Annotated in this window: 25 protein-coding genes; 16 read left to right on the top strand and 9 right to left on the bottom strand. The window is 62.4% G+C overall.

The annotated features are described in order from the left end of the window. Window positions 1–31: 31 nt before the first annotated feature. The gene (locus ACFULT_RS00125) at window positions 32–829 is read left to right on the top strand and encodes a 2-keto-4-pentenoate hydratase (RefSeq protein WP_378480282.1); all 798 of its coding nucleotides are present in this window, start codon (window positions 32–34) and stop codon (window positions 827–829) included. Here ACFULT_RS00125 and ACFULT_RS00120 read toward each other — a convergent pair. Next, the gene (locus ACFULT_RS00120; protein ID WP_378480281.1) at window positions 822–1,136 is read right to left on the bottom strand and encodes a winged helix-turn-helix domain-containing protein; all 315 of its coding nucleotides are present in this window, start codon (window positions 1,134–1,136) and stop codon (window positions 822–824) included. The two genes, ACFULT_RS00125 and ACFULT_RS00120, sit on opposite strands and share 8 nt — an antisense overlap. A 108-nt stretch (window positions 1,137–1,244) precedes the next feature. After that, on the bottom strand, window positions 1,245–2,861 hold the full coding sequence (locus ACFULT_RS00115; protein WP_176459986.1) for a thiamine pyrophosphate-binding protein: 1,617 nt from the start codon (window positions 2,859–2,861) through the stop codon (window positions 1,245–1,247). A 446-nt stretch (window positions 2,862–3,307) separates the two neighbouring features. Between ACFULT_RS00115 and ACFULT_RS00110 the strand changes: the two genes are divergently transcribed. After that, window positions 3,308–4,048, top strand: coding sequence for an SDR family NAD(P)-dependent oxidoreductase (locus tag ACFULT_RS00110; RefSeq protein WP_378480280.1), 741 nt, complete (start codon window positions 3,308–3,310; stop codon window positions 4,046–4,048). Between the two features lie 121 nt (window positions 4,049–4,169). Here ACFULT_RS00110 and ACFULT_RS00105 read toward each other — a convergent pair whose 3' ends face one another. The 3 genes from ACFULT_RS00105 to ACFULT_RS00095 form a co-directional block, all read right to left on the bottom strand. Next, on the bottom strand, window positions 4,170–4,877 hold the full coding sequence (locus ACFULT_RS00105) for a MerR family transcriptional regulator (protein WP_094720306.1): 708 nt from the start codon (window positions 4,875–4,877) through the stop codon (window positions 4,170–4,172). A gap of 12 nt (window positions 4,878–4,889) precedes the next feature. Continuing rightward, a complete protein-coding gene (locus ACFULT_RS00100; protein WP_378480279.1) occupies window positions 4,890–6,464 on the bottom strand; it encodes an alpha/beta hydrolase in 1,575 nt (524 codons plus the stop codon). A gap of 167 nt (window positions 6,465–6,631) precedes the next feature. Further along, window positions 6,632–7,372 (bottom strand): IclR family transcriptional regulator, encoded by a 741-nt coding sequence (locus ACFULT_RS00095; RefSeq protein WP_378480278.1) that lies wholly within the window; start codon window positions 7,370–7,372, stop codon window positions 6,632–6,634. Window positions 7,373–7,419: 47 nt separating this feature from the next. Here ACFULT_RS00095 and ACFULT_RS00090 point away from each other — a divergent pair, with 47 nt between their 5' ends. From ACFULT_RS00090 to dmpG, 3 genes are read left to right on the top strand one after another with little or no spacing between them, the layout of a single operon-like run. Beyond that, window positions 7,420–8,211, top strand: coding sequence for a 2-keto-4-pentenoate hydratase (locus ACFULT_RS00090; protein WP_378480277.1), 792 nt, complete (start codon window positions 7,420–7,422; stop codon window positions 8,209–8,211). A gap of 32 nt (window positions 8,212–8,243) precedes the next feature. Beyond that, the gene (locus ACFULT_RS00085) at window positions 8,244–9,191 is read left to right on the top strand and encodes an acetaldehyde dehydrogenase (acetylating) (protein WP_094720309.1); all 948 of its coding nucleotides are present in this window, start codon (window positions 8,244–8,246) and stop codon (window positions 9,189–9,191) included. Next, complete coding sequence (gene dmpG / locus ACFULT_RS00080) at window positions 9,188–10,234, top strand: 4-hydroxy-2-oxovalerate aldolase (protein ID WP_378480276.1); 1,047 nt, start codon at window positions 9,188–9,190, stop codon at window positions 10,232–10,234. The genes ACFULT_RS00085 and dmpG overlap by 4 nt, the downstream gene beginning before the upstream one ends. Before the next feature lie 70 nt (window positions 10,235–10,304). Here dmpG and ACFULT_RS00075 read toward each other — a convergent pair whose 3' ends face one another. Further along, window positions 10,305–10,442 carry a hypothetical protein gene (locus ACFULT_RS00075; RefSeq protein WP_378480275.1) on the bottom strand — a complete coding sequence of 46 codons (138 nt, stop codon included), beginning with the start codon at window positions 10,440–10,442 and terminating at the stop codon, window positions 10,305–10,307. 222 nt (window positions 10,443–10,664) lie between these two features. Between ACFULT_RS00075 and ACFULT_RS00070 the strand changes: the two genes are divergently transcribed. Beyond that, window positions 10,665–11,912: an MFS transporter gene (locus ACFULT_RS00070; protein WP_378480274.1), complete on the top strand. Its 1,248-nt coding sequence runs from the start codon at window positions 10,665–10,667 to the stop codon at window positions 11,910–11,912. Here the strand turns inward: ACFULT_RS00070 and ACFULT_RS00065 are convergent. Next, the gene (locus ACFULT_RS00065) at window positions 11,886–12,827 is read right to left on the bottom strand and encodes an AraC family transcriptional regulator (protein WP_037104211.1); all 942 of its coding nucleotides are present in this window, start codon (window positions 12,825–12,827) and stop codon (window positions 11,886–11,888) included. The two genes, ACFULT_RS00070 and ACFULT_RS00065, sit on opposite strands and share 27 nt — an antisense overlap. 228 nt (window positions 12,828–13,055) lie before the next feature. Here ACFULT_RS00065 and ACFULT_RS00060 point away from each other — a divergent pair, with 228 nt between their 5' ends. The 10 genes from ACFULT_RS00060 to ACFULT_RS00015 all read left to right on the top strand — a co-directional run bounded on the left by ACFULT_RS00060 (window position 13,056) and on the right by ACFULT_RS00015 (window position 24,485). After that, window positions 13,056–13,622 (top strand): flavin reductase family protein, encoded by a 567-nt coding sequence (locus tag ACFULT_RS00060; protein WP_037104214.1) that lies wholly within the window; start codon window positions 13,056–13,058, stop codon window positions 13,620–13,622. Between the two features lie 50 nt (window positions 13,623–13,672). Next, window positions 13,673–15,286, top strand: coding sequence for a 4-hydroxyphenylacetate 3-hydroxylase family protein (locus ACFULT_RS00055; RefSeq protein WP_037104216.1), 1,614 nt, complete (start codon window positions 13,673–13,675; stop codon window positions 15,284–15,286). Continuing rightward, window positions 15,267–15,710, top strand: a complete 444-nt coding sequence (locus ACFULT_RS00050) for a 2Fe-2S iron-sulfur cluster-binding protein (protein ID WP_080732819.1) — start codon at window positions 15,267–15,269, stop codon at window positions 15,708–15,710. Before ACFULT_RS00055 ends, ACFULT_RS00050 begins: the two co-directional genes overlap by 20 nt. Further along, window positions 15,701–16,615 (top strand): catechol 2,3-dioxygenase, encoded by a 915-nt coding sequence (locus ACFULT_RS00045; RefSeq protein WP_037104219.1) that lies wholly within the window; start codon window positions 15,701–15,703, stop codon window positions 16,613–16,615. The genes ACFULT_RS00050 and ACFULT_RS00045 overlap by 10 nt, the downstream gene beginning before the upstream one ends. Window positions 16,616–16,650: 35 nt before the next feature. After that, the gene (locus ACFULT_RS00040) at window positions 16,651–17,484 is read left to right on the top strand and encodes an alpha/beta fold hydrolase (protein WP_094720314.1); all 834 of its coding nucleotides are present in this window, start codon (window positions 16,651–16,653) and stop codon (window positions 17,482–17,484) included. A 320-nt stretch (window positions 17,485–17,804) separates the two neighbouring features. Then, window positions 17,805–18,551 carry a GntR family transcriptional regulator gene (locus ACFULT_RS00035; protein ID WP_037104225.1) on the top strand — a complete coding sequence of 249 codons (747 nt, stop codon included), beginning with the start codon at window positions 17,805–17,807 and terminating at the stop codon, window positions 18,549–18,551. Between the two features lie 274 nt (window positions 18,552–18,825). Next, window positions 18,826–19,833 (top strand): zinc-binding dehydrogenase, encoded by a 1,008-nt coding sequence (locus tag ACFULT_RS00030; RefSeq protein WP_378480273.1) that lies wholly within the window; start codon window positions 18,826–18,828, stop codon window positions 19,831–19,833. Continuing rightward, a complete protein-coding gene (locus ACFULT_RS00025; RefSeq protein ID WP_378480272.1) occupies window positions 19,830–21,065 on the top strand; it encodes an ABC transporter substrate-binding protein in 1,236 nt (411 codons plus the stop codon). The genes ACFULT_RS00030 and ACFULT_RS00025 overlap by 4 nt, the downstream gene beginning before the upstream one ends. A 34-nt stretch (window positions 21,066–21,099) precedes the next feature. Continuing rightward, on the top strand, window positions 21,100–23,778 hold the full coding sequence (locus ACFULT_RS00020; RefSeq protein ID WP_378480271.1) for an ATP-binding cassette domain-containing protein: 2,679 nt from the start codon (window positions 21,100–21,102) through the stop codon (window positions 23,776–23,778). After that, the gene (locus tag ACFULT_RS00015) at window positions 23,778–24,485 is read left to right on the top strand and encodes an ABC transporter ATP-binding protein (protein WP_378480270.1); all 708 of its coding nucleotides are present in this window, start codon (window positions 23,778–23,780) and stop codon (window positions 24,483–24,485) included. Before ACFULT_RS00020 ends, ACFULT_RS00015 begins: the two co-directional genes overlap by 1 nt. 59 nt (window positions 24,486–24,544) lie before the next feature. Here ACFULT_RS00015 and ACFULT_RS00010 read toward each other — a convergent pair whose 3' ends face one another. Next, the gene (locus tag ACFULT_RS00010; RefSeq protein WP_037104240.1) at window positions 24,545–24,958 is read right to left on the bottom strand and encodes a VOC family protein; all 414 of its coding nucleotides are present in this window, start codon (window positions 24,956–24,958) and stop codon (window positions 24,545–24,547) included. 22 nt (window positions 24,959–24,980) lie between these two features. Further along, entirely contained in the window at window positions 24,981–25,400 is a 420-nt protein-coding gene (locus tag ACFULT_RS00005) for a helix-turn-helix domain-containing protein (RefSeq protein WP_094720320.1), read from the bottom strand. Between the last annotated feature and the right edge of the window lie 133 nt (window positions 25,401–25,533).

Below are 25,533 nucleotides of genomic sequence, written 5' to 3'. Positions count from 1 at the left end.
GGCGTTCATACCGAACTTTCACGGAGTTGTGATGAGTCTTCCTACGCAAACACCGACGAACATCGCGCGGCACCTGATCGACGCCTACTCCGGTGCGCCTCCGTTGGACCTCGACGAATCGATCCGAAATTTTGCCCCGCTGGATCCATACTTGTTCCGCGACTCGATCCTGGATGAGGTCGTCCGTGTGCGCCGTGGCGCGATCGGCGGGTACAAGATCAGTCTGACTCGCACGAAAGATCAAGCGGCTCTGGGCTCGACCGGTCCGGCATACGGACGCTTGATGCGCGAGCGGCTCCTCCCTTCGGGCGCAACGGTGAATCTGTCCACCGAGAACGGCTTCCTGATCGAACCTGAACTGGTGTTGACCGCGGTGGAGGAGTTGAACGCATCGATGTCGATCACCGAACTCGAACACCGCGTGCGCGTTGCGCCCGGGATCGAGCTGCCTACCTCACGATTCCGGAACTGGATGCCCGGATCCCCTGGTGCAGGGCACACGGTGCACAGTCACGTCCTCGACAACGCTCTGGCCGGCTACCTTGTCGTAGGAAAAAGTGTTTCATCCGAGTCCTTGTCCTGGAGCGCAATACCAGCAACGTTGACGCGCAACGGGGAGGTTGTGGCCGACGGCAATTCTGACGCAGTCATGGGATCGCCGATTCACGCACTTCACTGGCTGCTGGAACAGCTCGACCGCCGCGGTCTCTCGCTGGGTGCGGGGCAGGTGGTGTCGACTGGCACGTTCGCAGATCCGGTATCTGCCGAACCGGGTTGCTACAGTGCGGACTTGAACGACATCGGTAGCGTGACGGTGACGTTCACCTGAGCATCGGGACCGCTGGGGTCCGAACAGTTGCACTCTGATGCAGGTCCCTTCCGTGGCGTGGTCGATCGCATGCCGCGGTGCACGAGAATGTGACTCGGTGCTGGGAGGAGAGGACTCGGAGCGCTTCTCGCAGCGTAGTCCGGCTCACGTTGAATTGCCGGGCAAGGTCTGCCTCCGGCGGAAGCATTTCACCGCTCTCGAGGTCTCCGGACAGTATGGCGGATCTGATTGTCTCCTCGACCTGTTGGCGGGGACGCAGGACTGCCTGTCCGAGTGGTTTTCGAGCGACTTCGGTGTGAATGGTCATCCGTCGGTTCCCCCTGCGGCACTACGCTTCATGCTGGATGTCGTGTGTCCTGCAAGCTCGGCCCCTCGTGATACTCACGAGGGGCCGAGCTGTCGAGTTCTACTGTCGTCACGGAGCCATCGGGTCGACGCTCGGGTCGGCCTTGATCTCGATGAGTAACTGGTCCGTCAGATCTCCGATCTCGGCTACAACGTCGCGCAGCTCTTTTTCGGTCCGGACCGTGATTCCCCTACCGCCGAGGGATCGAGCGACCTCGGAGAACTCGGGCCAGCTCTGAAAGCAGTTGTCGGGCGAAAAGCCTGTCTGCTCGAACTTGCTGTATTCCGCGCCGTAGGCACTGTCGTTGAGTACGACGACGAGCAACGGAATGTTGTGACGCACCGCTGTGGAGAACTCGATCAAACCCATCATGCCGCCTCCGTCACCAGCGACGCATACGGTGACGGCATCCGGATTCGCAACTGCCGCTCCAACGGCGGTAGCTATACCAAGTCCGATCGAACCCCAGCCGTAGGTATGGGTGAAGTTCCTCGCGGTCGAGGCGTGAAGAAATCCCCATGGAGCCGGCACGAATCGGCCTCCGTCAGTGACGATGACGCGGTCGGCCGGGAGGTTCTCGTCGAGGGTCACCATGGCGGTCCGAACGTCGAGCTCGGTGTCCGTGCTGCGGTCGGTGAAGTACTGACGCGGATCTCGCTCGAGCACGCCACCGGTGAGCTGGGAGTCGCGAAACGAGGTTGCCGCGACGCCTGCTTCTTTGAGCTGCTCGACCATTGCGGCCGCTGCAGTGGCGGCATCTGCGGTCACCGCGCAGGAGACGGGATTGAATCGACCGATTGCGCCGGCTGCTGAATCGACTTGGATGACGGATTTTCCTGCGAGCAGTTCTCCGTCGACTGTTGTGTAGTTGTTCAACGCAGCGCCGAATGCCGCAATGCAGTCACTCTTGGCGATGATATCGACCGCCCATGGTTGCCCGTGGTCGCCCATGATTCCGAGATTGTATTTTTCTCCGTGAAAGAAATCCTTCGCCGCAGCGGTTGTTGCCAACGGAGCGCCGAGGAGATCGGCGAGTTCGATCAACTCGTCGCGAGCGCCGGATTCCACTGCACCGCGACCGGCGAGGATGACCGGTCTGTTCGCGGAAGCCAATCGACCCAGAGCGTTGTCCATCGAGACATCGTCGGGGCTGAACTTCTGTTTGGGGTGCGAGATGAATTCCGCGGGAACGTAGTCGACGTCCTCGTGACAGATGTCGTACGGGATGTCGAGGACGATCGCCGAGTTGGTTCGGGCGGCTCGCGCCAGTGCACGCGCGAGGTCGTTGACCACGTGTTCTGCCCGCAGCACCTTGTAGTATTCGGCTCCGGTTGCCGAGAACAGTGCCTTGAGGTCGATGTCCTGGATATGGAATCGCTTCCGTGGTGTGCTTCCGGTGATCAGCACGAAAGGAGTGTTGGTGCGCGCGGCTTCTGTGACGGCGTTTACGGTGTTCGCGGCTCCGGGGCCGTGAGTTACGGTGGCCACGCCGACTTTTCCACCGACGCGGGCGTAGCCGACGGCCATACTGCACGCCCCGCCCTCGTCCACTGCGCCGATGTACCTTCCCTTCCCCAGCCGTCGGTATTCGCCGATGCTGTACATGTTCGCGTCACCGATGAGACCGAATATGGTGTCGACCCCGTAGTCCGTGAGCGTGTGCGCTATCGCGGAGTAAACCTTCATTGTCATCCTTTGCTGAGGGATTCATATACACGAAGCCGGCCTGTTGCATCGCGTATTCGCGGGCCCGAACCTGTCGCAGTGCAGTCGATTTCAGGGTTGTGTGCAGTTGGTTGGATCGCAGCAACCGAACCGTACGCTCGAGGGTTCAGCGTCGGCCTATGTGAGGGCACCACAGCACGGCGCTGCTCGGCTCAGCGAAGGGGGAACTCGACACTGGACCGTCGCGTCGATACCGACACCAACGATGATGTCGGACATTAACGCGATCGTCAATGGCTAAACCCAACGAATACGCGGCAAGAACGTGCTGACAAGGCGGTCAGGTCTTCTGCAAATGTCGGACCTTGCACAATCAGTCTTTCTATGTCTACTGTGACTGTCATCACCGTGCATCGTGGCCTCGAGACGGCCCGACAAGTGCACCTCCCGAACAGAGGAACCAAACTATGAATCTCGATCTGGACGGTAGGCGAATCTTTGTCGTCGGTGGGTCCGGCTTGATCGGCAAGGCGGTCGCCCGAACCTTTGTGGACGAAGGCGCACAAGTGATGCTGGGCGGGCGTACCGAGTCGTCACTTCGCGGCGCAGTGGAAGAACTCGACCCAGTCGGGCGGGGGCGGGTCGGCTACACGCTCGTGAACTCGACCGACCCCGATTCGGTGCGAACCGCTACCGCTGCTGCCATCGAGTGGATGGAGGGTCTCGACGTTCTGATCAACACCGGAGCACCTGCAGCGAAGAGCGTGATAGAAGCAGCAGGTCGCTCCGACGAGATCGGTGAGATACTGGACGCCGTCGACACGAAGGCAATGGGTTATCTCCGATGCGCACGCGCGGCCATCCCTTACCTGGCGGAATCCGACGCCGGCCGGATTGTGAACATCTGCGGGCAACATACTCACCTCACCGACTCCATACCCGCGTCGGTTCGCAATGTTGCGGTCGCTGCTCTGACCAAGTGTCTGGCAGATGAGTTGTACGCATCGTCGATAACTGTGAATGTGGTGCACCCGGGACCTGTAGTAGCAGAGCCGGACCCGTCGACAACAGCGATCGGCGCACCCGGACCGACCGATGCACAGGGCATCGCGTCACTGGTTGCTTTCTTGGCCTCGCCACTCGCGGATACGATCTCCGGCGCCTCTATCGATATCGGTCACAGCATCCGAGGCGTCTTCGGGTTCTGAGTACGGCCTACCGTTGACGAGGTAATGACCAGCCTCACGGCGCTTCTCGCAGCCCGGAGCCGCGTGGTCGTCATTGGCCGGAGGTCGCAAGCCGAGGAGAATCCATCGAGACGGTATCGGTTCATCGGTGGCCGTGGATGAGGTAGACGACTCGCTCGAGTACGTCGAGTTGTGCGGGACGGTAGAGATCTGCAACCGATGGATAAACGGCACTGTCCACTACGTCCGGTGCAGCGGTGATGTGTGACTCTCGGTTGAGCAGCCAGGGGTAGTCCTCCAGGTGCCGGCTGAGCAGCACCGTCATTCTCTCGGCGAGATCCTGGCGCTCGCTGTCGCTCGAGCTTTCCGGCAGTTGCTCGTATTCGCGGTCCACATCGGTCTGTGCGACTTCGATCATTGCTCGAATGTCTTCCAACGCATCATCGTTGAAGTACTGCGCCATTATCGTCAGCAGGGCTCGGTCCGGAACAGGTAATCGGTCGGCGACAGAACCGAATCCGGCGGGAACATCGGACTCGGCACCCTCACTCAGGGTGGCCGCCAGTCGTTCCCGAGCGCGCTGCAATTGCTCGATGGCGGCTACCAGTTCTTCGTCGAGAGTTTGGAGCGCGCTGTCGGGCCCGTCGATGGAATCGATCTGTGTGAGAGGGACACCGAGTTCTCGGTATCGTCTGATCCGAAGAACACGTACGAGGTGCCCAGCGCGGTACTGCTTGTATCCGTTGCTCGAGCGCTCGGGTTCCGCGAGCAAACCCAGGCGGTGGTAGTGACGGATGGTGTTGACAGTCGTACTTGCGAGCTCCGCGAGTTCACGTGTACTCCAGGCCATATCGACCACTCCTCACGTGATGCAGCGCGCATCCTCGTCGGGTACCTGCAGGTTGATCAGGTAATCGGACACTATGCCATCGACACACGCATTCGTGCCCTGTCCGACGATGCCATGGGCGCTGCCCTCGACGGTGAGCAGAGAACTTTCCAGTGAATCGGCGAGGCTGACGCCACCGGAGTGCGGGGTCGAGGGGTCGCGCGTCGTGGATACGACAAGGGTGGGAGGTAGTCCGTCGACGTCCTGCGCGTACGGAAAGCCGAGCGTCGGCTCCGCGGGCCAGTGCTCACACGCATCACGGGCACCGTCGGCGACATCGACACCGGGGTCCATGAACGGCGCCAGGTCGTACGTCCGGCGCCGTAGTTCGGCGCTTCGAGTTGGCGTCAGGCGATCGAGGTCCATGCAGTTGATCGCGTAGTTCGCTTCCGTGAAGTTGGTCCACTGGCCCGCTGCGCTGCGACCCCCGAAGGTGTAGAGCAGCTGCATCAGACCGTCGCCCCGCCCTCGGGCGAGTTCTGCGAGACCGTCGACGATGGACGGCCACGTATCCGGCGCGTAGAGCCCCGAGATGACGCTTCCGATTGCATCGTCGAAGCCCAACGTTGTGTCGAGAGCAGGAACAGGCTCGGTACGCAGTGGCCTGACGAGCTGCTGAAACCTCTGGGTCGCCCGTGCTGGATCGTTACCCAGGGGGCAGTCGACTCGAGTCGCGCATTCGGTCGCCAAGCCGTCGAACGATTGCTGAAATCCTTCGTAACTACTGAGCACCGCCTCGTGACCGTCGAGGCGAGGATCGACAGCCGCGTCCAACACCAGCGCGCGCACGCGGTCGGGAAATTGTTCGGCGTAGACCGCGCCCAAGCGGGTGCCGTAGCTCTGACCGAAGTACGTCAACTTATCCTGGCCGAGTGCTGCTCGCAGAACATCCATGTCCCGCGCCGTGTCTCGGGTCCCGACGTGCGCGAGGGCATCGACACCGCCCGACCTCTCGGCGCACTTGTCCATGATCGCTTGCGTGTCGTCGCTGGTGAATTCTACTGTCGTACCCAGCGATCCGAGCGGAACAGTACCTGCATCCGCTTCTTCGTCGCTGTAGCAATCCACGGCCGGTTGTGAGGCACCGACACCGCGCGGATCGAATCCGACGATATCGAAGTTCTCGGTGATCGGGCTTTCGACAAGCCCTAGGGCGGTCAAGATCGCCCCGACGACGCCTGACCCGCCCGGCCCGCCTGGATTGATCACCAGCGGCGTACTGGGTCCGTCACCTCGGGACGGCACACGCGATACCGCGATCTCGACAAGACCACCTTCGGGATCGGTGTAGTCGAGAGGCACCTGGAGACGCGTGCATTCGAGCCCCGGAACGACGTCCATGGCCGTGGCTTCGTCGTCCGTGCTCGCATAGTCGGGCCCGCAGTTTCCCCAGGACAAGTGCTGTTGGTAGAAGCGATCCAGCGCAGCGCCGTCTGCGAGCGGCTCATTCTCGGGATTCGTGTTCGGTGCGCATGCCGTAAGCAGTGCTACTGCCAGAGCCGCCGACCCCGTCGCCTTCACTGCTCGTCGCATTCTCGTTCCGATCATCGCTCGTCCTCATCGTCGACTACGGTGCGAAATCGACACCGCGGTCCATCCGACACTGTGTTCTCGGAACAGGCTCAAGTGCCGGGTCCGCGATGTGGACGAGTCGGACCACGCAAGCGCTGCCACGATTGTCCGGTGCTCTCGGGTCTCGGCGTCGCAGACACTTGTCAGCCGGGACGCGACAACGCTCGGCCCAGCGCGAGGGCGGTCGCGCGCACGGCAGGGGCCAACAGCTCCGGGCGAAACTGGTCGGCCGGCACCGACACGGAGATCGCGGCCACAGGCACACCGCCGACCAGGATGGGCGATGCCAGGCAGCAGCCGCCGAGCGCTGCCTCCTCGTGTTCGACCGATATGCCGGTTCGGCGAATCTCGACGAGTTCGCGTTCGAGCAGGACAGGGTCGACGATCGTCTGGGGGGTGTAGCGGCGCAATGGGCGCGCGAGGACGGCGTCGCGAAGCTCGACCTGCTCGAACGCCAGCACAGCCTTGCCGACCCCGGTGCAGGACAACGGCAGGCGACCTCCGATGTGCGACGGCAGTGACATGGGCGCGTGACCTTGGAGTTTTTCCACGTAAACGATGTCGTGGTCGTCGCGCACCCCGAGGTGCACCGTGTTCCCCGTGACAGTGTGTAGATCCTGCATGAACGGCATTGCCGCGGTGCGTAGGCGATGCTTGACCGGCACCCTCTCCCCGAGTTCGAACAGCCGCATACCTAGCTCGAATTCGGTACCGGAGCGCTGTACCCACCCCACCGACACCATGTCGACGAGCATTCGATGCGCGGTCGATCGCGGCAGGCCGGTTCGTGTGGCCACGTCCGAGAGACGTAGAGCGGCACCGGGAGGAAACGCACTCAGTATCAACGTGTAGCGCTCGAGCAGAGACATGTCATCCCGTTTCATGAGATGAATCCTAGGCACGGGTGACGCAGACTCGTACTGTCTGCGACATGACCACTATCGAACAACGCGCGATCGGCGAAGCGGCCGATCGCCTGGCCGACGCGGCGAAGACAGGCACACCGTGCACCCCGGTCCGGGACGTCATCGACCGCGAGGACATCGATGCCGCGTATCGCGTCCAGTCACGCAATATCGATGCATTGCTCGCTTCGGGCCGCACGGTCGTCGGACGCAAGATCGGTTTGACCTCTCCGGCAGTGCAACAGCAGCTAGGAGTCGACCAGCCGGACTTCGGCGTACTGCTCGACGACTTCGACGTCACCGGTGACGACGCAGTGGATTCAGGTCGGCTGCTGCAACCTCGCATCGAAGCGGAGATCGCTTTCTTGCTCTCGTCGGACATCGACGAGACGATCACTGCCGAGCAAGCGCCGACGTTCGTAGAGAAGATCCTGGCGTCGTTCGAAATTGTCGACAGCCGCATTGCCGGCTGGGATATCAGCCTTGCCGACACGATTGCCGACAACGCCTCGTCGGGCCTGTATGTATTGGGAGAGAGTATCTCTCGCGGCGATGCGCCCGATCTTGCAGAGGTCACCATGACTATGACCGCGGACGGTGAGCAGGTCTCTGCCGGCAAAGGTTCGGACTGTCTCGGGAGTCCCTGGGAGGCTCTGGTGTGGTTGGCCAACACCAGCTTGTCCTACGGATCTCCACTGCGTGCCGGTGAAGTAATTCTCTCCGGCGCACTGGGCCCCATGGTCGCAGTCACCCCCGGTTCGACGTACACGGCTCAGATCTCTGGAATCGGCTCCGTCACCGCCACGTTCACGGCCTGAGCCGAAACTCGCTACAAGAATCGAAGGACAGCATGAGCAAAACGAAAGTGGCCGTGATCGGGTCCGGGAATATCGGCACCGACCTCGTGGTCAAATTGAAGCGGGTAGCGAAGAACGTCGAGATTGCGGTGTTGGTCGGCATCGACCCGGCGTCCGACGGTCTCGCGCGGGCTCGTCGGCTGGGAATCAGCACGGTGGATTCAGGGGTGCAAGGACTGATCGAGCACCCCGCGTTCGCCGACATAGACATCGTCTTCGACTCGACCTCCGCCAAAGCGCACGTCGCCAACGAGGAGGCACTCAGGCCACACGACAAGCGACTGATCGATCTCACTCCCGCGGCGATCGGTCCGTACGTCGTTCCGGCTGTGAATCTCGAGGAACATCTGGACGCGCCGGATGTGAACATGGTGACCTGTGGCGGACAGGCGACCATCCCGATAGTGGCCGCAATTTCCCAGGTGACGCCGGTCCACTACGCAGAAATCGTCGCGTCGATCGCGTCGAAATCGGCTGGACCGGGCACCCGGGCGAACATCGACGAGTTCACCGAAACCACCTCCGAGGCAATCGAAAAGGTAGGGGGTGCGGCTCGAGGCAAAGCCATCATCGTCCTCAACCCGGCCGAGCCGCCGCTGATCATGCGCGACACCGTCCTCGCACTGGTCTCGAACCCGGATCAGGACGCAATCCGTGCGTCCATTCTGAACATGGTCGCCAAGGTCTCGTCGTACGTCCCGGGCTACCGACTCAAACAAGAGGTCCAGTTCACCCAACTCGACGACGCCGAATCCGTCGAGACTCTGACCGGCGGCGTCGACAAGGGTCCCGGACTGTGGAAGGTCTCGGTGTTCCTCGAAGTCGAAGGCGCCGCACACTACCTGCCCGCGTATGCGGGCAACCTCGACATCATGACCTCTGCTGCCCTGCAGGTCGCGGAGAAGATCGCGGAAACCGCAACACTGGAGGCATCACGATGAGCGAAACCTCGACACGACCGAACGCGACCGACGGTGCTGCCCTGTACATTCAGGACGTCACACTCCGTGATGGAATGCACGCGATGCGGCACCGCATCAGTCCGGAAAACGTTGCGCGCGTGGCCAGTGCGCTCGACAGTGCCGGCGTCGATGCTATCGAGGTCACTCACGGTGACGGCCTCGCAGGCCACAGCCTGACCTACGGGGCGGGTAGCAACACCGACTGGGAATGGATCGAAGCAGCTGCCGCGGTGGTGCACCGCGCCGAACTGACCACGCTGTTGCTCCCCGGAGTCGGTACCGTGAAGGAACTCGAGCACGCTTTCGAACTCGGTGTCACCTCGGTACGGGTGGCGACTCACTGCACCGAAGCGGACGTCTCCGCGCAGCACATCGGCACAGCACGTGAGCTCGGTATGGATGTCTCCGGATTCCTGATGATGTCCCACCTCGCGGAACCGGCACAGCTGGCGGAGCAAGCGAAACTGATGGAATCGTATGGTGCGCACTGTGTGTACGTCACCGATTCGGGTGGCCGCCTGACCATGAACGGGGTCCGCGACAGGGTGCGCGCCTACCGAGACGTCCTTCGAGCCGAGACTCAGATCGGTATTCACGCTCACCAGAATCTGTCGCTGTCGGTCGCGAATTCCGTCGTTGCCGTGGAAGAGGGTGTCACACGCGTCGACGCATCTCTCGCTGGGCACGGTGCCGGTGCGGGCAACTGTCCTATCGAACCGTTCATCGCTGTCGCTGACCTGCACGGGTGGAAGCACGCCTGTGATCTGTTCGGACTCCAGGACGCGGCCGACGACATAGTTCGGCCGTTGCAGGACAGGCCGGTTCAAGTCGATCGTGAAACGCTGACCCTCGGGTACGCGGGTGTCTACTCGAGTTTCCTCCGCCACGCAGAGGCAGCAGCGAAGCAGTACGGACTCGACACCCGCGCAATCCTGCTCGCCGTCGGGGAACGCGGACTCGTCGGCGGACAGGAAGACCTGATCACCGACATCGCCCTCGATCTGGTTTCGTCCAAGAACTGAAATTCCGGTTTCGTCTCGGACAGCGAGGTCGGATGGATCGTCCTCACGCTGCAGGGACGGCTGACTGTAATCAGGTCTTCACGCCGTCGGCGCCGAGCGGTCGAACACCGCACGCGCACATTCCTTCCGGTGGGTTCGGATCGCCGTCGAGCATGGCGACGAAGTCGAACTGCTGATGAACCCCGATCGGTGCTGCTGTGGATTCCACGTCTCGATCCTCCTGTGTGTGAACGTGACCCGAACGTATGTGGAGGAAGTAAGAATGTCGATCCAGCCAACGCAGCGAGTATCCATATTCCGCAACGTGTGTGTCCGTGCCTCGCACCGGAGTTGTCCTGACCTATGGGACGCCAGGTCACACCTCATGCGTAAGTTCGTAGTGTCCAACATGTGACAACACTTCTCGTGGAAGGCAGAGGGCGCAGACGCGATGGATGAACGCAACACGGCGGGCCTGCTGACGACGCTGACGGGCGCCATGGCGATCGGTCCGCTGCTGACGTACGGTCTCAGTGCCACGGGCGCCCTCGTCGTGGATTCACTGCAGATCAGCCTCGCGCAGTTCGGATTGTTGGCGTCGGTGACGTTTCTGTCGGCGTCGCTTACGTCGCTGACGCTGGGGCGATCGACGGACCGGGGCAGTGTTCGCGCGTTGCTGCTGTTCGTGTTCGTCGGTGCCGGTGTGTCCTTCGTCTGCGCGGCATTGTCGACGAACTACATGTGGTTGTTGGTGTCCATGGTGGTGTCCGGAGTCGCGCAGTCACTGAGCAACCCAGCGACCAACAGGGCGATCAGCGAGAACGCGCCGTCGGCGGTCCGCGGTCAGTGGGTGGGCATCAAGCAATCCGGCGTCCAGTTCAGTCAATTTCTCGCGGGTCTCGGTTGTCCTGCGGTTGCCCTCGTCCTCGGATGGAGAGGTGCGCTGTGGATCGGTGCAGCTCTGAGCGTCGTAGGAATCGCAGTCGTGTTCTTCTCGTGGCCGCGCAGCCCGCACGCGCGTGCTTCGGGAGTTCTTCCGCGGGCCCGCGACGAGATAGAGCGACAGAAGATCCCGGTAGCGGTCTGGGTGTTCGCGGCGTACGCGTTCGTCTCCGGAGCAGCGGTCCAGGCGACCAACGTCTACTTGCCGTTGTTCGCTCACGATGCGCTGGGTCTGTCCCTGGCGGTAGGCGGCGCGGCTGCCGCAGCAGCAGGTGCACTCGGGGTCGCGTCGAGAATTCTGTGGGGACGTGCGCTGTCGGGAGCGATCGACACCTACGTGCTGTTGCTCATTCTGGCTTCGGGTTCGGCGGCGGGGTCGCTGTCTCTTCTATGTGCCGGGGTAACCGGTTGGCAGGCCCTGCTGTGGGTGGGTGTGGCGCTACACGGAGTGTCTGCGCTCGCTGCCAACGTGGTGTTGATGGCCGGATCTCTCAAAGTAGTCGACGCATCGATGGTCGGGAAGGCGTCCAGTGTCATCGCCGTCGGGATGTACTTCGGTTTCGCATTGGGTCCGGCGCTTGCCGGGCTCCTCGTCGATGCGACGGGTGCGTTCGCTGGAGGCTGGTCGATGGCGGTCTGCCTGTACCTGGTGTGCGCGCTTCTGAGCGGAGTCGGGCTGTACTCGACGCGGCGTACGGCGGCGATGTCGGAGCGGGACAGGACCAGGATTTCAGTGCGCGAGCGTCGTCGACGGTAGCTCGCCGTACCTCCGCCGGTAGGCCGCAGCGAACCGGCCCGTGTGAGTGATACCGCAACTCGATGCAACGTCGAGAACGGTGGTAGGAGGTTGCGCGGCGAGCAGTTCGGCTCGCGCGCGTTCGAGCCGAACGGAGTTGAGGTACTCGAACGGTGTCATCCCGACGTATTCTCGAAAACCCTGTTGGAGACGCCGGACGCTGACTCCTGCGATCGCGCACATTTCACCTGGCGTCCACGCCCGTGCCGGATCGTCGTCGATGGCGCTGACGACGCGGCGAACGATCCTCGGGCGAGTTCCCGACCGCCCGGTCGACACGTCGTCGACGGTTGCGAGTACGAATCCAGTCGTGAGTACACCCGCCAGCTGGCGGCGCATCAGATCGTTGTGCAACAGCGCATCGTCCTCACGCACCTGCTCGTAGACGCTTCGGACCAGCCTGAGCCAGCTCTGACCCCCTGCAGCTGTCAGATCCAGCTGAAGTGGCACGGGAGACGCAGGCCGGTCCAGTATTCGCTCCATCTCGGTGTGCAGGTACGCCTCGTCGATCTTGAACCCCACGATTCGGCAGCTGGTCTCCCACTGCGGGATGACCGTGAGCGCGTCCGGAGGGCACGCGGTGGCTTGCCCGACGCCGGAAATCACCTCGACGCCGTTGGTCGAGGACGTCATGGAGCCCGACACCGGGATGTTGATGCCGTAAGCGCCGGGATGATCAGAACTGACAGACACCTCGGCACCTAATTGGATATGGGTGATTCTGCATGTGCCGAGGTCGGCAGAGCCGACCGCCGCGGCAGCTTCCGCGCCGGCCGTCAGAGGGTGCATCTCGTGCGGAAAGTACGCATCGGCCACGGCTTCGTGGACGTGTTCCCAATCAGGGAACCGTGCAGCCTCTTCGTCGTTCGATGCCATTGTCCTGCTCTCACCTTCCCACCGACCTCGTGGCGGACGATCCTCGGTGACAGCCATCTTGCCGTGATTCCGCTCACTATATGCGGATTCGAGTTGCGTAATCGAGGTCGTTGCGTCTGGTGGATATTCGTTTCGCTCGGTGGATCGACGGGTGCGTGACCCCGGTCATAGGTTGCTCGTCGAGACCACAAGACCGGATACGACGATTTGGATCGAAGGTGTACCGAAATGGATCCACGCAAACTGCGAAATATCTTCGGAGAGTTCGCCAGTGGCGTCACTGTCATCACGTGCCGAAACGATGCAGGAGAACCGCACGGTGCCACCGTCACGGCATTCACGTCGATCTCGCTGGAGCCGGCGTTGTGCCAGGTCACACTGACCAGATCGTCCAAAGCGTGCAAATACCTGGGCGGTTCTCCATTCGCCGTCAACATCCTCGCATCCGACCAGAGCGATACGGCCATGCACTTCGCCGGACGTCCCCGTGACCCAGGTCCCAGATGGGCCGACGGGCCGACGGCGCCGCTCCTGTGCGGTTCGGCGGCGACCCTGTCCTGCACCCCGTGGGCGGAATACGACGGCGGTGACCACATCATCTTCATCGGCGAGATCGTCGAGGCCACCGCATCGGGCGCGGACCCACTCGTCTTCTATCGCAGTACATTTCACGACCTCGGTGCACCGTCTCACGCCGCGGCGTGGAATGGATCGATGGACGATCCCAACAGCGGCTGGTTCGACGAGACCACGGTCTTCCGTCCGATCGCACCACGTATCAAGACACCAGCCTGACCTGCCCCCATCCACCTACTCGAGACCCATCCGAGAAGAACAGGAAAACCATGACCGCAACACTGCCCGACGCAACGTCCACAGACTCCACGCAGGTCAACCCTGCGGCCGACAGTGAGGTCAACACGCCGCAGGTGTACGCGACCAAGCCCATGACGGGCGACGAGTACATCGAGTCCATCGCGGACGACCGCGAGATCTGGTTGCACGGAGAGCGAGTGAAGGACCACACCAATCACCCGGCCTTCCGCAACTCGGTGCGCATGATCGCTCGGCTGTACGACTCGATGCACAGCGGCGAGCACGTCGATACGCTTACCTGTCCGACGGATACCGGCAGCGGCGGCGTGACGATGCCGTTCTTCCGCACCGCGAAGACTGCAGAGGACGTGCTCGCCGACCGAGACGCCATCGCCACTTGGGCCAGAATGACCTACGGCTGGATGGGCCGCAGCCCCGACTACAAGGCGTCCTTTCTAGGTACGTTGCACGCCAACAAGGAGCTGTACTCGCCGTTCGAGGCCAACGCCGAGCGGTGGTACCGCGAGTCCCAGGAAAAAGTTCTCTACTGGAATCACGCCATCATCAACCCGCCCGTAGATCGCGGACTACCCCCGGACCAGGTCGGCGATGTCTTCATGAAGGTCGAGAAGGAGACCGACTCCGGTCTGGTCGTCTCCGGGGCCAAGGTGGTGGCCACGGGATCTGCAGTGACCAATTACAACTTCATCGCCCATTACGGTCTCCCGATCAAGAAGAAGGAATTCGCGCTCATCTGCACGGTTCCGATGGGATCACCTGGCGTCAAGCTCATCTCGCGCGCATCCTATGCACAGAACGCCGCGATCGTCGGAACACCGTTCGACTATCCGCTCTCGTCGAGGATGGACGAGAACGATGCCATCCTCGTCTTCGACAAAGTCCTCGTGCCGTGGGAGAACGTGTTCATGTACGGGGCGGTGGAGAAGATCAACACCTTCTTCCCGCAGTCCGGATTCCTGCCACGCGCGATGCTCCAGGGCTGCACTCGTCTGGCAGTCAAACTCGATTTCATCGCCGGTCTCCTGCTCAAGGCGCTCGACTGCACCGGTGCAGGCAACTTCCGCGGCGTCCAGACGCGGGTGGGTGAGGTGATCGGATGGCGAAACCTGTTCTGGTCGTTGACCGAATCGATGGCTCGCGACCCAGAACAGTGGATCGGTGACACCGTGATTCCCAAGCTGGAGTACGGCCTCACCTATCGTATGTTCATGATGCAGGGATACCCACGCATCAAGGAGATCATCGAACAGGACGTGGCGTCCGGTCTCATCTACCTGCCGTCCTCTGCCGCCGACTTCAAATCTCCGGAACTTCGTCCGTTCCTGGACAAGTACGTTCGCGGTTCGGACGGGATCGACGCAGTCGAACGCGTCAAGGTGATGAAGGCGCTGTGGGATTCGATCGGCTCCGAATTCGGTGGGCGACACGAACTCTACGAGCGCAACTACTCCGGAAATCATGAGAACGTCAAAGCCGAACTGCTGTTCGGTGCCCAGGCCACCGGAGTTGTCGGTGGGATGAAGGGTCTGGCCGAGACATTCATGAGCGAGTACAACCTGGACGGTTGGACGGTTCCCGACCTCATCGGAAACGACGACGTGAATGTCTTCCTACGCAAATAACGACGGTGACGACCTGATGCCACCGGTTCCCGGAAGTTCCGGTGGCTTCCACGTCGTGGTCAGGCCCACCGGCGTAGATGTCGAGGTTCGCGCAGGTGAAACCATCGTCGACGCGTTACGGCGCAACGGGTATCGCACTCGCTACAAGTGTCGTCGCGGCGGCTGCGGGGCCTGCAGAGCAACACTCGTCGAAGGATCCGTCGAGTACACCGCCGTCATCAGCGACGTTGTGCTCGACGGGCCGAGCCCGACACCCGAGGAGCACAAATGCCTTCCGTGTCGAGCCACCCCACAGTCGGATGTCGTGATCGAACTGGGCGCTCGAGACCGCATCGTCAACGTGTTCGAAGCACTCGGTTGCACGTCCGCACCGACGCACACCACCACTCACCACTCGAGTCAGGAGCAAGACCTATGTCCGTGATGCGTCTGGGTTACGTCCATATCGACGTAACCGATCTGGAAGAAGCGAAGACCCACTACATCAACACACTTGGCATGGACGCCGTCCACGAGGACGACGGCACCGTCTACCTCAAGTCGTGGGACGAGGCAGACCATCACTCCGTCGTTCTTCGCGAAGGCGGCGTCGGTCTGGCGAAGCTCGGTTACAAGGTGTCCGACGAGAAGTCCCTGGCCGAGATCGAGAACCGAGTCCGCGCGTTCGGTGCTCGATACGAGCGTATGAGCAAGGGCGACAACCAATCCGTCGGAGACGGGCTACGGGTGACGCTCCCGTCCGAACATACTCTGGAGCTGTACACCGACATCGAATACGTCGGTACGGCAACGGGATTGTGGAACCCGGACCCGTGGCCGCGTTCCGGTGTGCGCGGGATCGGTGTTCCCCGCCTCGACCACACCCTGATCACGACCGAGGACCCGGTTCTGCTCGAGCGCTTCTTCGAGGAGTGCCTGGAGTTCCAGCCGGCCGAGCGGCTGGTGGGCGGCGAGGACAACACCGACCTGGTGGCGTCCTGGATGTTCTGTGGTGAACAACCCCACGACATCGCATTCGTCAAAGGCGAGAACGGAAAACTTCATCATTTCGCGTACCACATCGCCGACTGGTCGGCATTACTGCACGCGGGCGACGTGTTTTCGATGCACGACGTGCCCATCGACTTCGGGCCCGCGCGTCACGGCATCACCCGGGGCGAGACCATCTACTTCTTCGACCCGGCGGGAAACCGCAACGAAGTGTTCTCGGGCGGCTACCGCACCGGCAAAGATTTCCGGACCATCACGTGGACCATGGATCAGGCTGCCCGTGGAATCAACTACACCCACCGTGAACTGGATCAGGACTTCCTGACGGTCGTCACCTAGACAGCCGACACGCGACAGAGAGACGAGATTCTCACATGACCACCGCTACCGAGCAGACACCAGAGATAGCGAAGACCGTCGATGCAGGCGGAATCGCCACCAACTATCACGACGAAGGAACCGGCGCACCGGTGATCTTGATTCACGGGTCGGGACCAGGCGTCACGGCATGGGCAAACTGGCGCGGCGTGATTCCCGAACTGTCGAAGACGTTCCGCGTAGTCGCCCCCGACATCCTCGGATTCGGTTTCACCGAGCGCCCCGACGGCGTCCAGTACGGAATGGAGGTGTGGACCCGGCATCTCGTCGATTTTCTCGACGCTCTCGAATTGGATCGAGTATCGATCGTAGGCAACAGTTTCGGCGGTGCGCTTGCCCTGAGCATCGCCACCCGGCATCCCGAACGCGTCGACAAGCTGGTTTTGATGGGAAGCGTCGGCGTCCCATTCGAGATCACCGACGGGCTGGACGCGGTGTGGGGGTTCGAGCCGTCATTCGAGAACATGAGGTCGCTGCTCGATGTGTTCGCGTACGACCGGTCCCTGGTGAACGACGAGCTAGCCAGGCTCCGGCTTGCCGCGGCCACCCGTCCCGGAGTGCAGGAGGCATTCAGCGCGATGTTCCCTGCGCCGAGGCAGCAGGGGGTGGACGCGATGACGGTCGATCAGGAGCTCGTCGGGAAGCTGCAGAACGACACCCTTATCGTGCATGGACGCGACGATCAGGTGATCCCGATGTCGAATTCGGTCGAGCTGGCCGGCTTGATCGACAAGTCACAACTGCACGTCTTCGGTCGTTGCGGCCACTGGGTGCAGATCGAAGAGTCGGCGCGGTTCAATGCGCTCGTCGGGAGCTTCCTGGCCGAGTGAGGTGCGTGGTTTCTGCTGTCATGCGGGAGGTAGGCCAGGGGCGTCGTCGAATACCCTGAGCTGCACAGTGTTCCGCTGTTCCTAGAAATCGGTTGACAAAGCGCGAGAGGTCTACCTCTCGCGCTTTGTGCTGTTCGCGCGCATCGATTCACCCCCGTCGAACCCGATACAGCTCGAAGACCGAATATCTTGCGGCGAACCTCAGCGCCGAAACTCTGTTTTCCCAGCTCAGAGTGCTGAAGAGGTCGTGCTCAAACCGCTTAACTTATTTGTAACGCAGGGGCAGTGCAGCGCAAAATCTTCTTCCCTACATTGACTTCATGCTTCGACACGGATCAGGGCCTCACCCACGGACGGGACGGCGCAACGCCGCGGCCCGGCGTGTGCGCGACCTGCTTCGTTCGGCGATCGTGCACGGCGAGTTCCGGGCCGGTACCTTGCCGAGCGAACCGTCGTTGATGTTGTCGTTCTCCACGAGCAGGCAGGTTATCCGTGACGCACTTGCGCTGCTCCGAGACGAAGGCCTCGTGCGACGGGCCCAGGGTGCAGGAACCCTGTCCACCGCCACCGGAGTTCGGCACGATTTCGACTTCCTGCACGGTCCGGCCGGCGTCGACGTCGACATCAGTCACGAGGTGCTCTCGGTCAACCAGGAGGCGGCGTCGCCCCAGGTCGCCCAAAGGCTGCAGATCGATGTCGGGGTCGACTGTGGCGTCGTCGAACTGCTGACGTCGCTGGACGGTGAACCGTTCTACACCGCTACCACGTACGTGCCCGCGTCGTTCGTGCCCATGATTGCGCAGTTCGGACCTCGTACCGAATGGTTCGCCCTGTACGAAAGGGCCGGGATCCATTTGGGCACAACCGATCACTCCATAGAAGCTGTCGTCGCCGACGATCTGGTCGCCCAGTTGCTCGACGTTCGCGTGGGGCATCCACTGCTGCTGTTCGAACGGCTCGTACGCGATACCACCGGCACACCGGTGGAGTACGCCTTCACTCGCGTTCGGGGTGACCGGTTGACCTTGATGCAGCACCTGACCCGTCCGACGACGCTCGATCCCTGACAGGACGCCGGACACAGTCGTTACCTGACGGCGCCGTAGGTACTGCGCCGACCCGATGGACCCCACGTCGAGGGTCGTGTGTGTTCTTTCGCGCGACCACCGAGTTGTGGCACCCGTGACCCACGTCTGCCGCAACGAGATCCGTTACACGCATGTCTTTTTCCGCCGGACGTGCGTCCAAGAGATAGAGGAAGAAAAGTTGAACTACATCGATTCCGCTTCGATATCGACTGTGCCCCGTGGATATCGGGGCGTGCCGCGCACGATGCGTGCCGTGAGGGCAGGTGCCGAAGGGGGTGGCCCCGAGTCGCTACAGCAGGAGGTCATCCCCGTCCCGATTCCTAGCAGCGGGCAGGTCTTGGTGAAAGTCGAAGCAACGACGGTTATTTCGTCGGAGATCGCCAGCCGGGAGGGGGTGTCGACGGCTCTGCTTCCCTTGACGCTCGGCAACGAGTTCATCGGTCGAGTGGTATCGGCCCCCGACAGGGACGTTGTGCTGGGTACCCGGGTCGCCGGCGGCTACGGCGGATACGGGTACACGCGCGACGGTGCCTGGGCGGAGTACATCTGCGTCGACACCGAAGACGCCATTCCCTTCGAATCCGAGCTCGATTCTGCAACCCTCGCGGCAGTACCTGCTTCGTTCACTGCGGCATCGGGGAGCCTTGCAGCGTTGGGTGACATAGAAGGAAAGACCTTGATGATCCGCGGTGGTACCTCGGGTGTCGGTCTTGCACTTGCCTCACTTGCCAAGGATGCGGGCGCGCAGGTGATTTCCACGACGAGGGCGCCGCAGAAGCGCGAGCAGTTGCTTGCCCACGGTGTCGATCATGTAGTGGTCGACGGCCGCGGGTTGCGAGAGGAGGTCGAGGCGATCATCCCCGGTGGTGCGGACTCGGCTGTCGACCTGCTCGGATTGGCGACCCTGCCGGACACGTTGAAGTGCGTGCGCGAGTACGGGGTCGTCTGTCTCACTGGGCTTCTGCAGGACCAGAAGAACTCGATGGTGAGCGGCGTCCGTGAAGATCGCTCCACCAACACTTTTCCGCACCCTCTCGAATTCATTCCACCGTCGGTTCGTCTCACGGCAGGGGGAGTGCATGGATCACCGCGGACCCCACAGATGCTCCGGGATTGGATACGCGGAATCGAAACCGGTCGGTACCGCATGCCCGTCGACTCGGTCTTCCCTCTCGAGAAGATGGCCGATGCCCATCGACGCCGAGCCGACCCGGCTGCATTCGGAAAAGTAGTCGTCACCGTGTCGAAGGACGAATCATGAAACGTTCCGTGAAGGCCGCACTGGTCTGCGCAGCGACATCGGTGCTTGCGATCGGATGCAGCACGGGATCGTCGGCCTCCGAATATGGCACCGGTGTTGATGTGTTCGCCGGGCTCACAGGCGAACCCGTCAAGGTGATGACGATCGGAAACTGGACTCAACCGCTACTCGGAACATCCAACCCCGAGTTTCCGGCGGGTGCCCGCGCGGCTGCCGCAGCTGCCAACGCGGCCGGTGGCCTCGGCGGACGTCCGATCGAGGTGTTGGTCTGCAGCGACGAGCTCAACCCCGATGTCGCGCGGCAGTGTGCCCGCGAGGCGGTGGAGGCAAAGGTCGCAGCGGTCGTGGGTCTACAAACCACCAACGAGACGACTGTCCTCCCCATACTGGAGTCCGCAGGTATTCCCGCAGTGGGGGTATATCCCTTCACCGACATCGGGTTGAGCAGTCCTGCATCGTTTCCCGATGTATCCGGCTTCGTCGGCCAAACGCTGGGAATGGGGGTGCAGCTGGCGGCTGCAGGGGCGAGCGAGGTGAGCGTGGTCGTGCCCGGAGGGCTGGGCGGGATCTCGGGCGCGATCAGTAGTTCTGTCGAGGCCGGCGCGGCGCAGGCGAATGTCCCGTTCGCCAGCTTGGTCCAGGTACCCGCCAAATCACCGGACCTGAGCGCCGTCGTTGCCGCCGCCACGGACGATGGTGCAAGCGTCGCCGGATTTGCCAACGACGAAGCGGAATTCGTGCGATCGATGCGCATGCTCGCACCGGACTCGCACGTCACGACCTTCCCTTTCAACCTGACCGCCAAGGTTCTCGAGAGTGTCGGTGAGGACGCCGAGGGCGTCCTGTCGGTGGAGGGCTTCGTTCCCCCGTCGGCGGATACTCCGGGCACACGGCAATTCCGGGCCGATCTCGAAGCCTTCGATCCGGCGATACCCGTAACCGCGACGGGACTGCACGAGTGGCTGGCGATGTGGACCTTCGCCAGAGTGGCAGGCTCACTAGAGACCGTCAGCTCGACGGCGGTGCAGGACGCGATGAACAACGTTCGCGAACTCGACATGGGAGGCATCACCCCTCCGTACTCCACGACTTCGGGCAGCAGTCGATACCCCAGGTTGTTCAATCCGACGGTTGTTTTTCAGACGATCGAGGACGGTCAGACCGTCCTACAGAACCCAGCCGATCCTCCCTTCGTCCCGATCGGGGACCTGATCGACGCCGGTAACGGCTAGTCGCGAACGATCGCGACGGACAGGACACTTCCTCATGAACGATTTTCTGCAGTTCGCTCTTCTGGGAATCGGAGTCGGCGCGGTGTACGGCCTGTCGGCTCAAGGCCTGGTGCTGATTTTCCTGGGAAACAAGGTACTGAACTTCTCCCAGGGCGCGATCGCGCTCGTAGCGGCCTACGTGTACTTCGAACTCACCGACGCCGGCGTGCCGATGTGGACGTCGGTGCTCATCGCCCTGGCGGCCAGCGCCGTACTGGGAGCCGTCATCGAATTGGCGGTGATGCGGCCGTTGCGGGACGCTTCCTCGGTGACGCGATTGGTAGCCACCATCGGCCTGCTCACCGTCATTCAGTCCGCTGCCCTTCTGCGCTACGGCGACTCCACGCAGTTCGTACAGAGTGTGTTGCCGCGCACTACCTGGCGTCTGACCGACCAACTCGTCATTACCTCGGACCGAGCCTTGCTCCTCCTCATCGGTTCGGTGATCACGTTCTTGCTCGTGTGCACCTACCGTTACACGCGGTTCGGAACGGCGACGGTGGCCGTCGCCGAAAATCCGCGAGCCGCTGAGGTACTTGGTTGGTCGTCGCGTTCCATATCGCTCGCCAACTGGGCATTCGGGGCGTTGCTCGCGGGTGGCGCGGGCATCCTGATTGCGCCGATCAACGGACTCAATGTCGTCGCCATGAGCAATGTGGTCTACGGGGCATTGGCGGCTGCGTTGATCGGTGCGTTCCGTTCCTTCGGATGGGCGATGGCAGGAGGTCTGCTTCTCGGCGTCGCGCAGGCCGAGACCGTTCGGATCAGCGGCGACGCAGGGTGGTCCACGGCCATCCCGTTCTTGGTGATCATCGCGGCGGTGTTGGTGCGTAGGAACACGTTGTCACCTCGCGGAGATGCCAAGCAGGCGCTCCCCGCAGTCGGATCGGGACGAATCGAACCGAGAACTGCGCTGACCACAGCAGTCGTGGTTGTGGTGGCCATCTTCCTCATGTCGGGCAACATGCTCGACGCTCTTTCCACGTCGCTCGTTGCCGCCATCATCGGACTGTCGATCGTGGTGTCGACGGGGTACGCCGGGCAGCTTTCCCTCGCGCAGTATGCGGTTGCCGGTCTCGGCGCACTCGTCGCAGCCCGGCTGGCGTCGGAGGTCGGTCTTCCGTTCGTGCTCTCACTGGTGGCCGGTGCAAGTGCAGGCGCCGCCGGAGGGGCGTTGATCGCAATGCTGTCGCTACGAGTCCGGGGCGACACGGTTGCGATCGTGACACTCGGTGTGGCTTTGGCGTTCCAGGCCCTCGTTCTGGCGAACCCGGCTTTCACCGGAGGTATTGCAGGGATATCGGTTCCGGCACCGACCGTGTTCGGTATCGATGTCGACAGCGTCGCTCACCCAACCAGGTTCGCGATACTCTGCGTCGTGATCCTGGCGCTGTGTTGCTGTGCAGTGGCCAACGTACGCCGCGGTGAGGCCGGTCGGAGGCTGCTGGCCACTCGGAGCGGTGAGCGTGCGGCAGCGACCCTCGGAATCAACACATCTCGGGCGAAGATCTATGCGCTGACCGTCGCGGGGGCGCTGGCGGGTCTGGCAGGTGCCGTCGAAGCATTCAGCCAACCGCAACTCGTATTCACGGGGTTCACGACGGACGCTGCGATGGCCCTGCTCGTCGCCGTCGTTCTGGCTGGGACCGGGTTCATCGCAGCCGGGCCTATGGCTGGGTTCGCGGTTACCGGCGGAGTGGTCTACTACCTGCTGACGCTCACCGGTTGGCAGCAATATCTACCGTTGGCTCTCGGTGTCCTTCTGCTCGTCAATCTAGTTCTCGTGCCCGACGGTCTCGTTCCACAGAATGCTGCGATGGCGCGGCGTCTGAAGCGGCGTCTGATGCGGCGTAGCCCACGTTCGACGTTGTCCGAGACTGTAGCCGAACCCGTTGTGTTCGAGTCGTTCTCACGGCGTGGATCACATCTGGAAGTTCGTGACCTCAGTGTGTCGTTCGGCGGTGTCACCGCGCTGGACAATGTCAGCCTCACGGTTCCCGCGGGAAGCGTCGAAGGAGTCATCGGGCCGAACGGCGCCGGAAAGACGACGTTGATCGATTCCGTCACCGGCGTCACCCGCAGGTACGACGGCGACGTGTCGATCGACGGATGGTCCTTCGGTCGGATGCCTGCAGCGGCACGTGCGGAAGCGGGTCTCGGCCGGACGCTGCAAGCACTGGAACTGTTCGACGAGTTGACTGTTCGCGAGAATCTCGAGGTCGGCTCGGGTAGACAGCGCAAGTGGACGTACCTGCGAGACCTGGTATGGCCGGCGAAAATGGCTTTGTCACCAGCCGCGTTGGTGGCCGTCGACCGATTCGGCCTCGCCAAGGTACTCGATCGTCGTCCTCACGAACTGCCCTACGGACAAAGGCGGCTGGTAGCGATTGCCCGCGCCGTCGCGGCGCAACCGGCGGTGCTGCTACTGGATGAGCCTGCGGCCGGATTGTCCGCTCCCGAACGAGACGAGCTGGTGGACTTGATCAGGAGTCTCGTCGACGAATGCGGGATGGGTATTCTCCTCGTCGAACACGACGTGGACCTCGTCATGAAGGTGTGCGATCACATCACCGTCCTGGAATTCGGCAAAGTCGTCGCCCGCGGCACCCCGGCGGAGATTCGGCTGGACAGTGAAGTACGCCGGGCCTTCCTCGGAGAAACGGAAACAGTGTGATGTCGACATCGCTGGACAATTCGGTGCTCGCTGCGCGAAATCTGTGTGTCGGTTACGGGGAAATTCCCGTCCTTCACGACGTCAGTGTGAGCGTCGCGCCCGGAGAAGTGGTGGCCTTGCTGGGACGTAACGGCGCGGGGAAGAGCACGCTGCTTCTGGCCCTCGGCGGAATTCTGCGTCCGTCAGCGGGCGTCGTGGCGCTCGGTGGGAAAGAGTGCACCACCGCGGCTCACCGCCGGGCCCGGGACGGACTCGCTTACGTCATCGAGGAAAGGGGCGTGTTCACCGGGCTTTCAGTACTGCAGAACCTCCGCCTGGGGCAGGGAACCGTCGACGACGCGCTGGTCATCTTCCCGGAGCTCGAACCGCACCTGACTCGATCGGCAGGTCTTCTCTCCGGTGGCCAGCAGCAGATGCTTGCGGTCGCCCGGGCGCTGGCAGCAAAACCGAAGGTGCTCTTGGTGGACGAACTCTCGCTCGGACTCGCACCGTTGGTGGTGGAGAGAATCTTCCGCGCGATCGACGAGGCACGAAGCACCGGGGTCGGCGTGATGCTGGTGGAGCAGCACTCTCGCACAGCCCTGCAAGTCGCAGACCGCGCCTACGTGCTCGATCAGGGCCGGATAGTGCTCGACGGACCCGCGTCGGACATGTTGCCGAGGATCGACGAGATCGAGCAGGCTTATCTGGGGGTCGGCGGACAGTGACCGCGGTACTGCCACTCGTGAACTCGTAGCGCCCCCGGCGTGCGTCGTCGGAGAGTGCGTCAGGCAGGCTGGCTGACGCGGATGTGGTTGCCGAAGGGGTCGCGGAAGCCGAAGTCGGTGCCGTACGGCTGTTCGACAGGTTCCTGAGTAATGTCGACTCCGGCATCACGGAGGGCCGCGAAGGTGGCGTGGACGTCACTGCTCGTGAGGAACAGTCCACCCAGCGCACCTTTGGTGACGAGTTCACGCACCTGGGCGGCGGTTTCGTCGTCATGCTGGGGGCCTCCGACGAGCTCGAGCAGCAGCTGAACACCGCCTCCGGGAAGAGCAACGGTCAACCACCGCATGAAGCCGAGGTCGATGTCGTCGTGGACCTCGAAGCCCAGGTGGGTGGAGTAGAAGTTCAGCGCTTCGTCCTGGTCAAGGACAGGGACACTCTTGATGAGGACGGAGGTGATGTGGTTAGTGGTCATGATTGCGACGTTAGTAGACCGTCTACCCGTGGCGCTTCTCCGAAACCGCTGTCCGCGGACGGGTCCATGCTGCAATGAAGCAGGACGGAACGTGGACGGGTTGATTTCGTGCTCGGAAGTCCGACGGTGAACACCCCACGATTGTCGTGAAGGTCCTGCTGAACGTGCCCAGGCTGGCAAAACCGACGTCCCACGCCACGGAGGTGACGGGGCGATCGGTCTGGCGAAGCAGCGTCATCGCTCGTTCGACGCGTCGGCGTTGGAGGTAGCGGTGCGGAGTCTCACCGAATACCTGCTTGAACACCCTGCCGAACTGCGAGGCACTCAGGTGCGCAACCGCGGCAAGTGTTGGCACGTCCAGTGGTTCAGCGTACCGGCGGTCCATTGCGTCCCGTGCTCGCAGCATTCGACGATTGATGTCCTCCTGTGGTGTCAACTGCATGTGGCGGCCTCCCACAGGTCACCCTAACGTCCCCGGCCGATCAGAAGGGTGGTGGTTTCTTTCGTTCGCGGAGGCGTTGGATGGTTTTGTGTTGTCGTAGTTTTCGGCGGAGGAGTCGGATTCGGGTGCGGGC

Origin of the sequence: Rhodococcus sp. NPDC057297 (assembly GCF_042667435.1) — a bacterium.
In the GTDB taxonomy this organism is placed as follows: domain Bacteria; phylum Actinomycetota; class Actinomycetes; order Mycobacteriales; family Mycobacteriaceae; genus Rhodococcoides.
The sequence above is the reverse complement of the archived record's forward strand: the minus strand, read 5'-3'. Positions and strand labels throughout refer to the sequence as shown.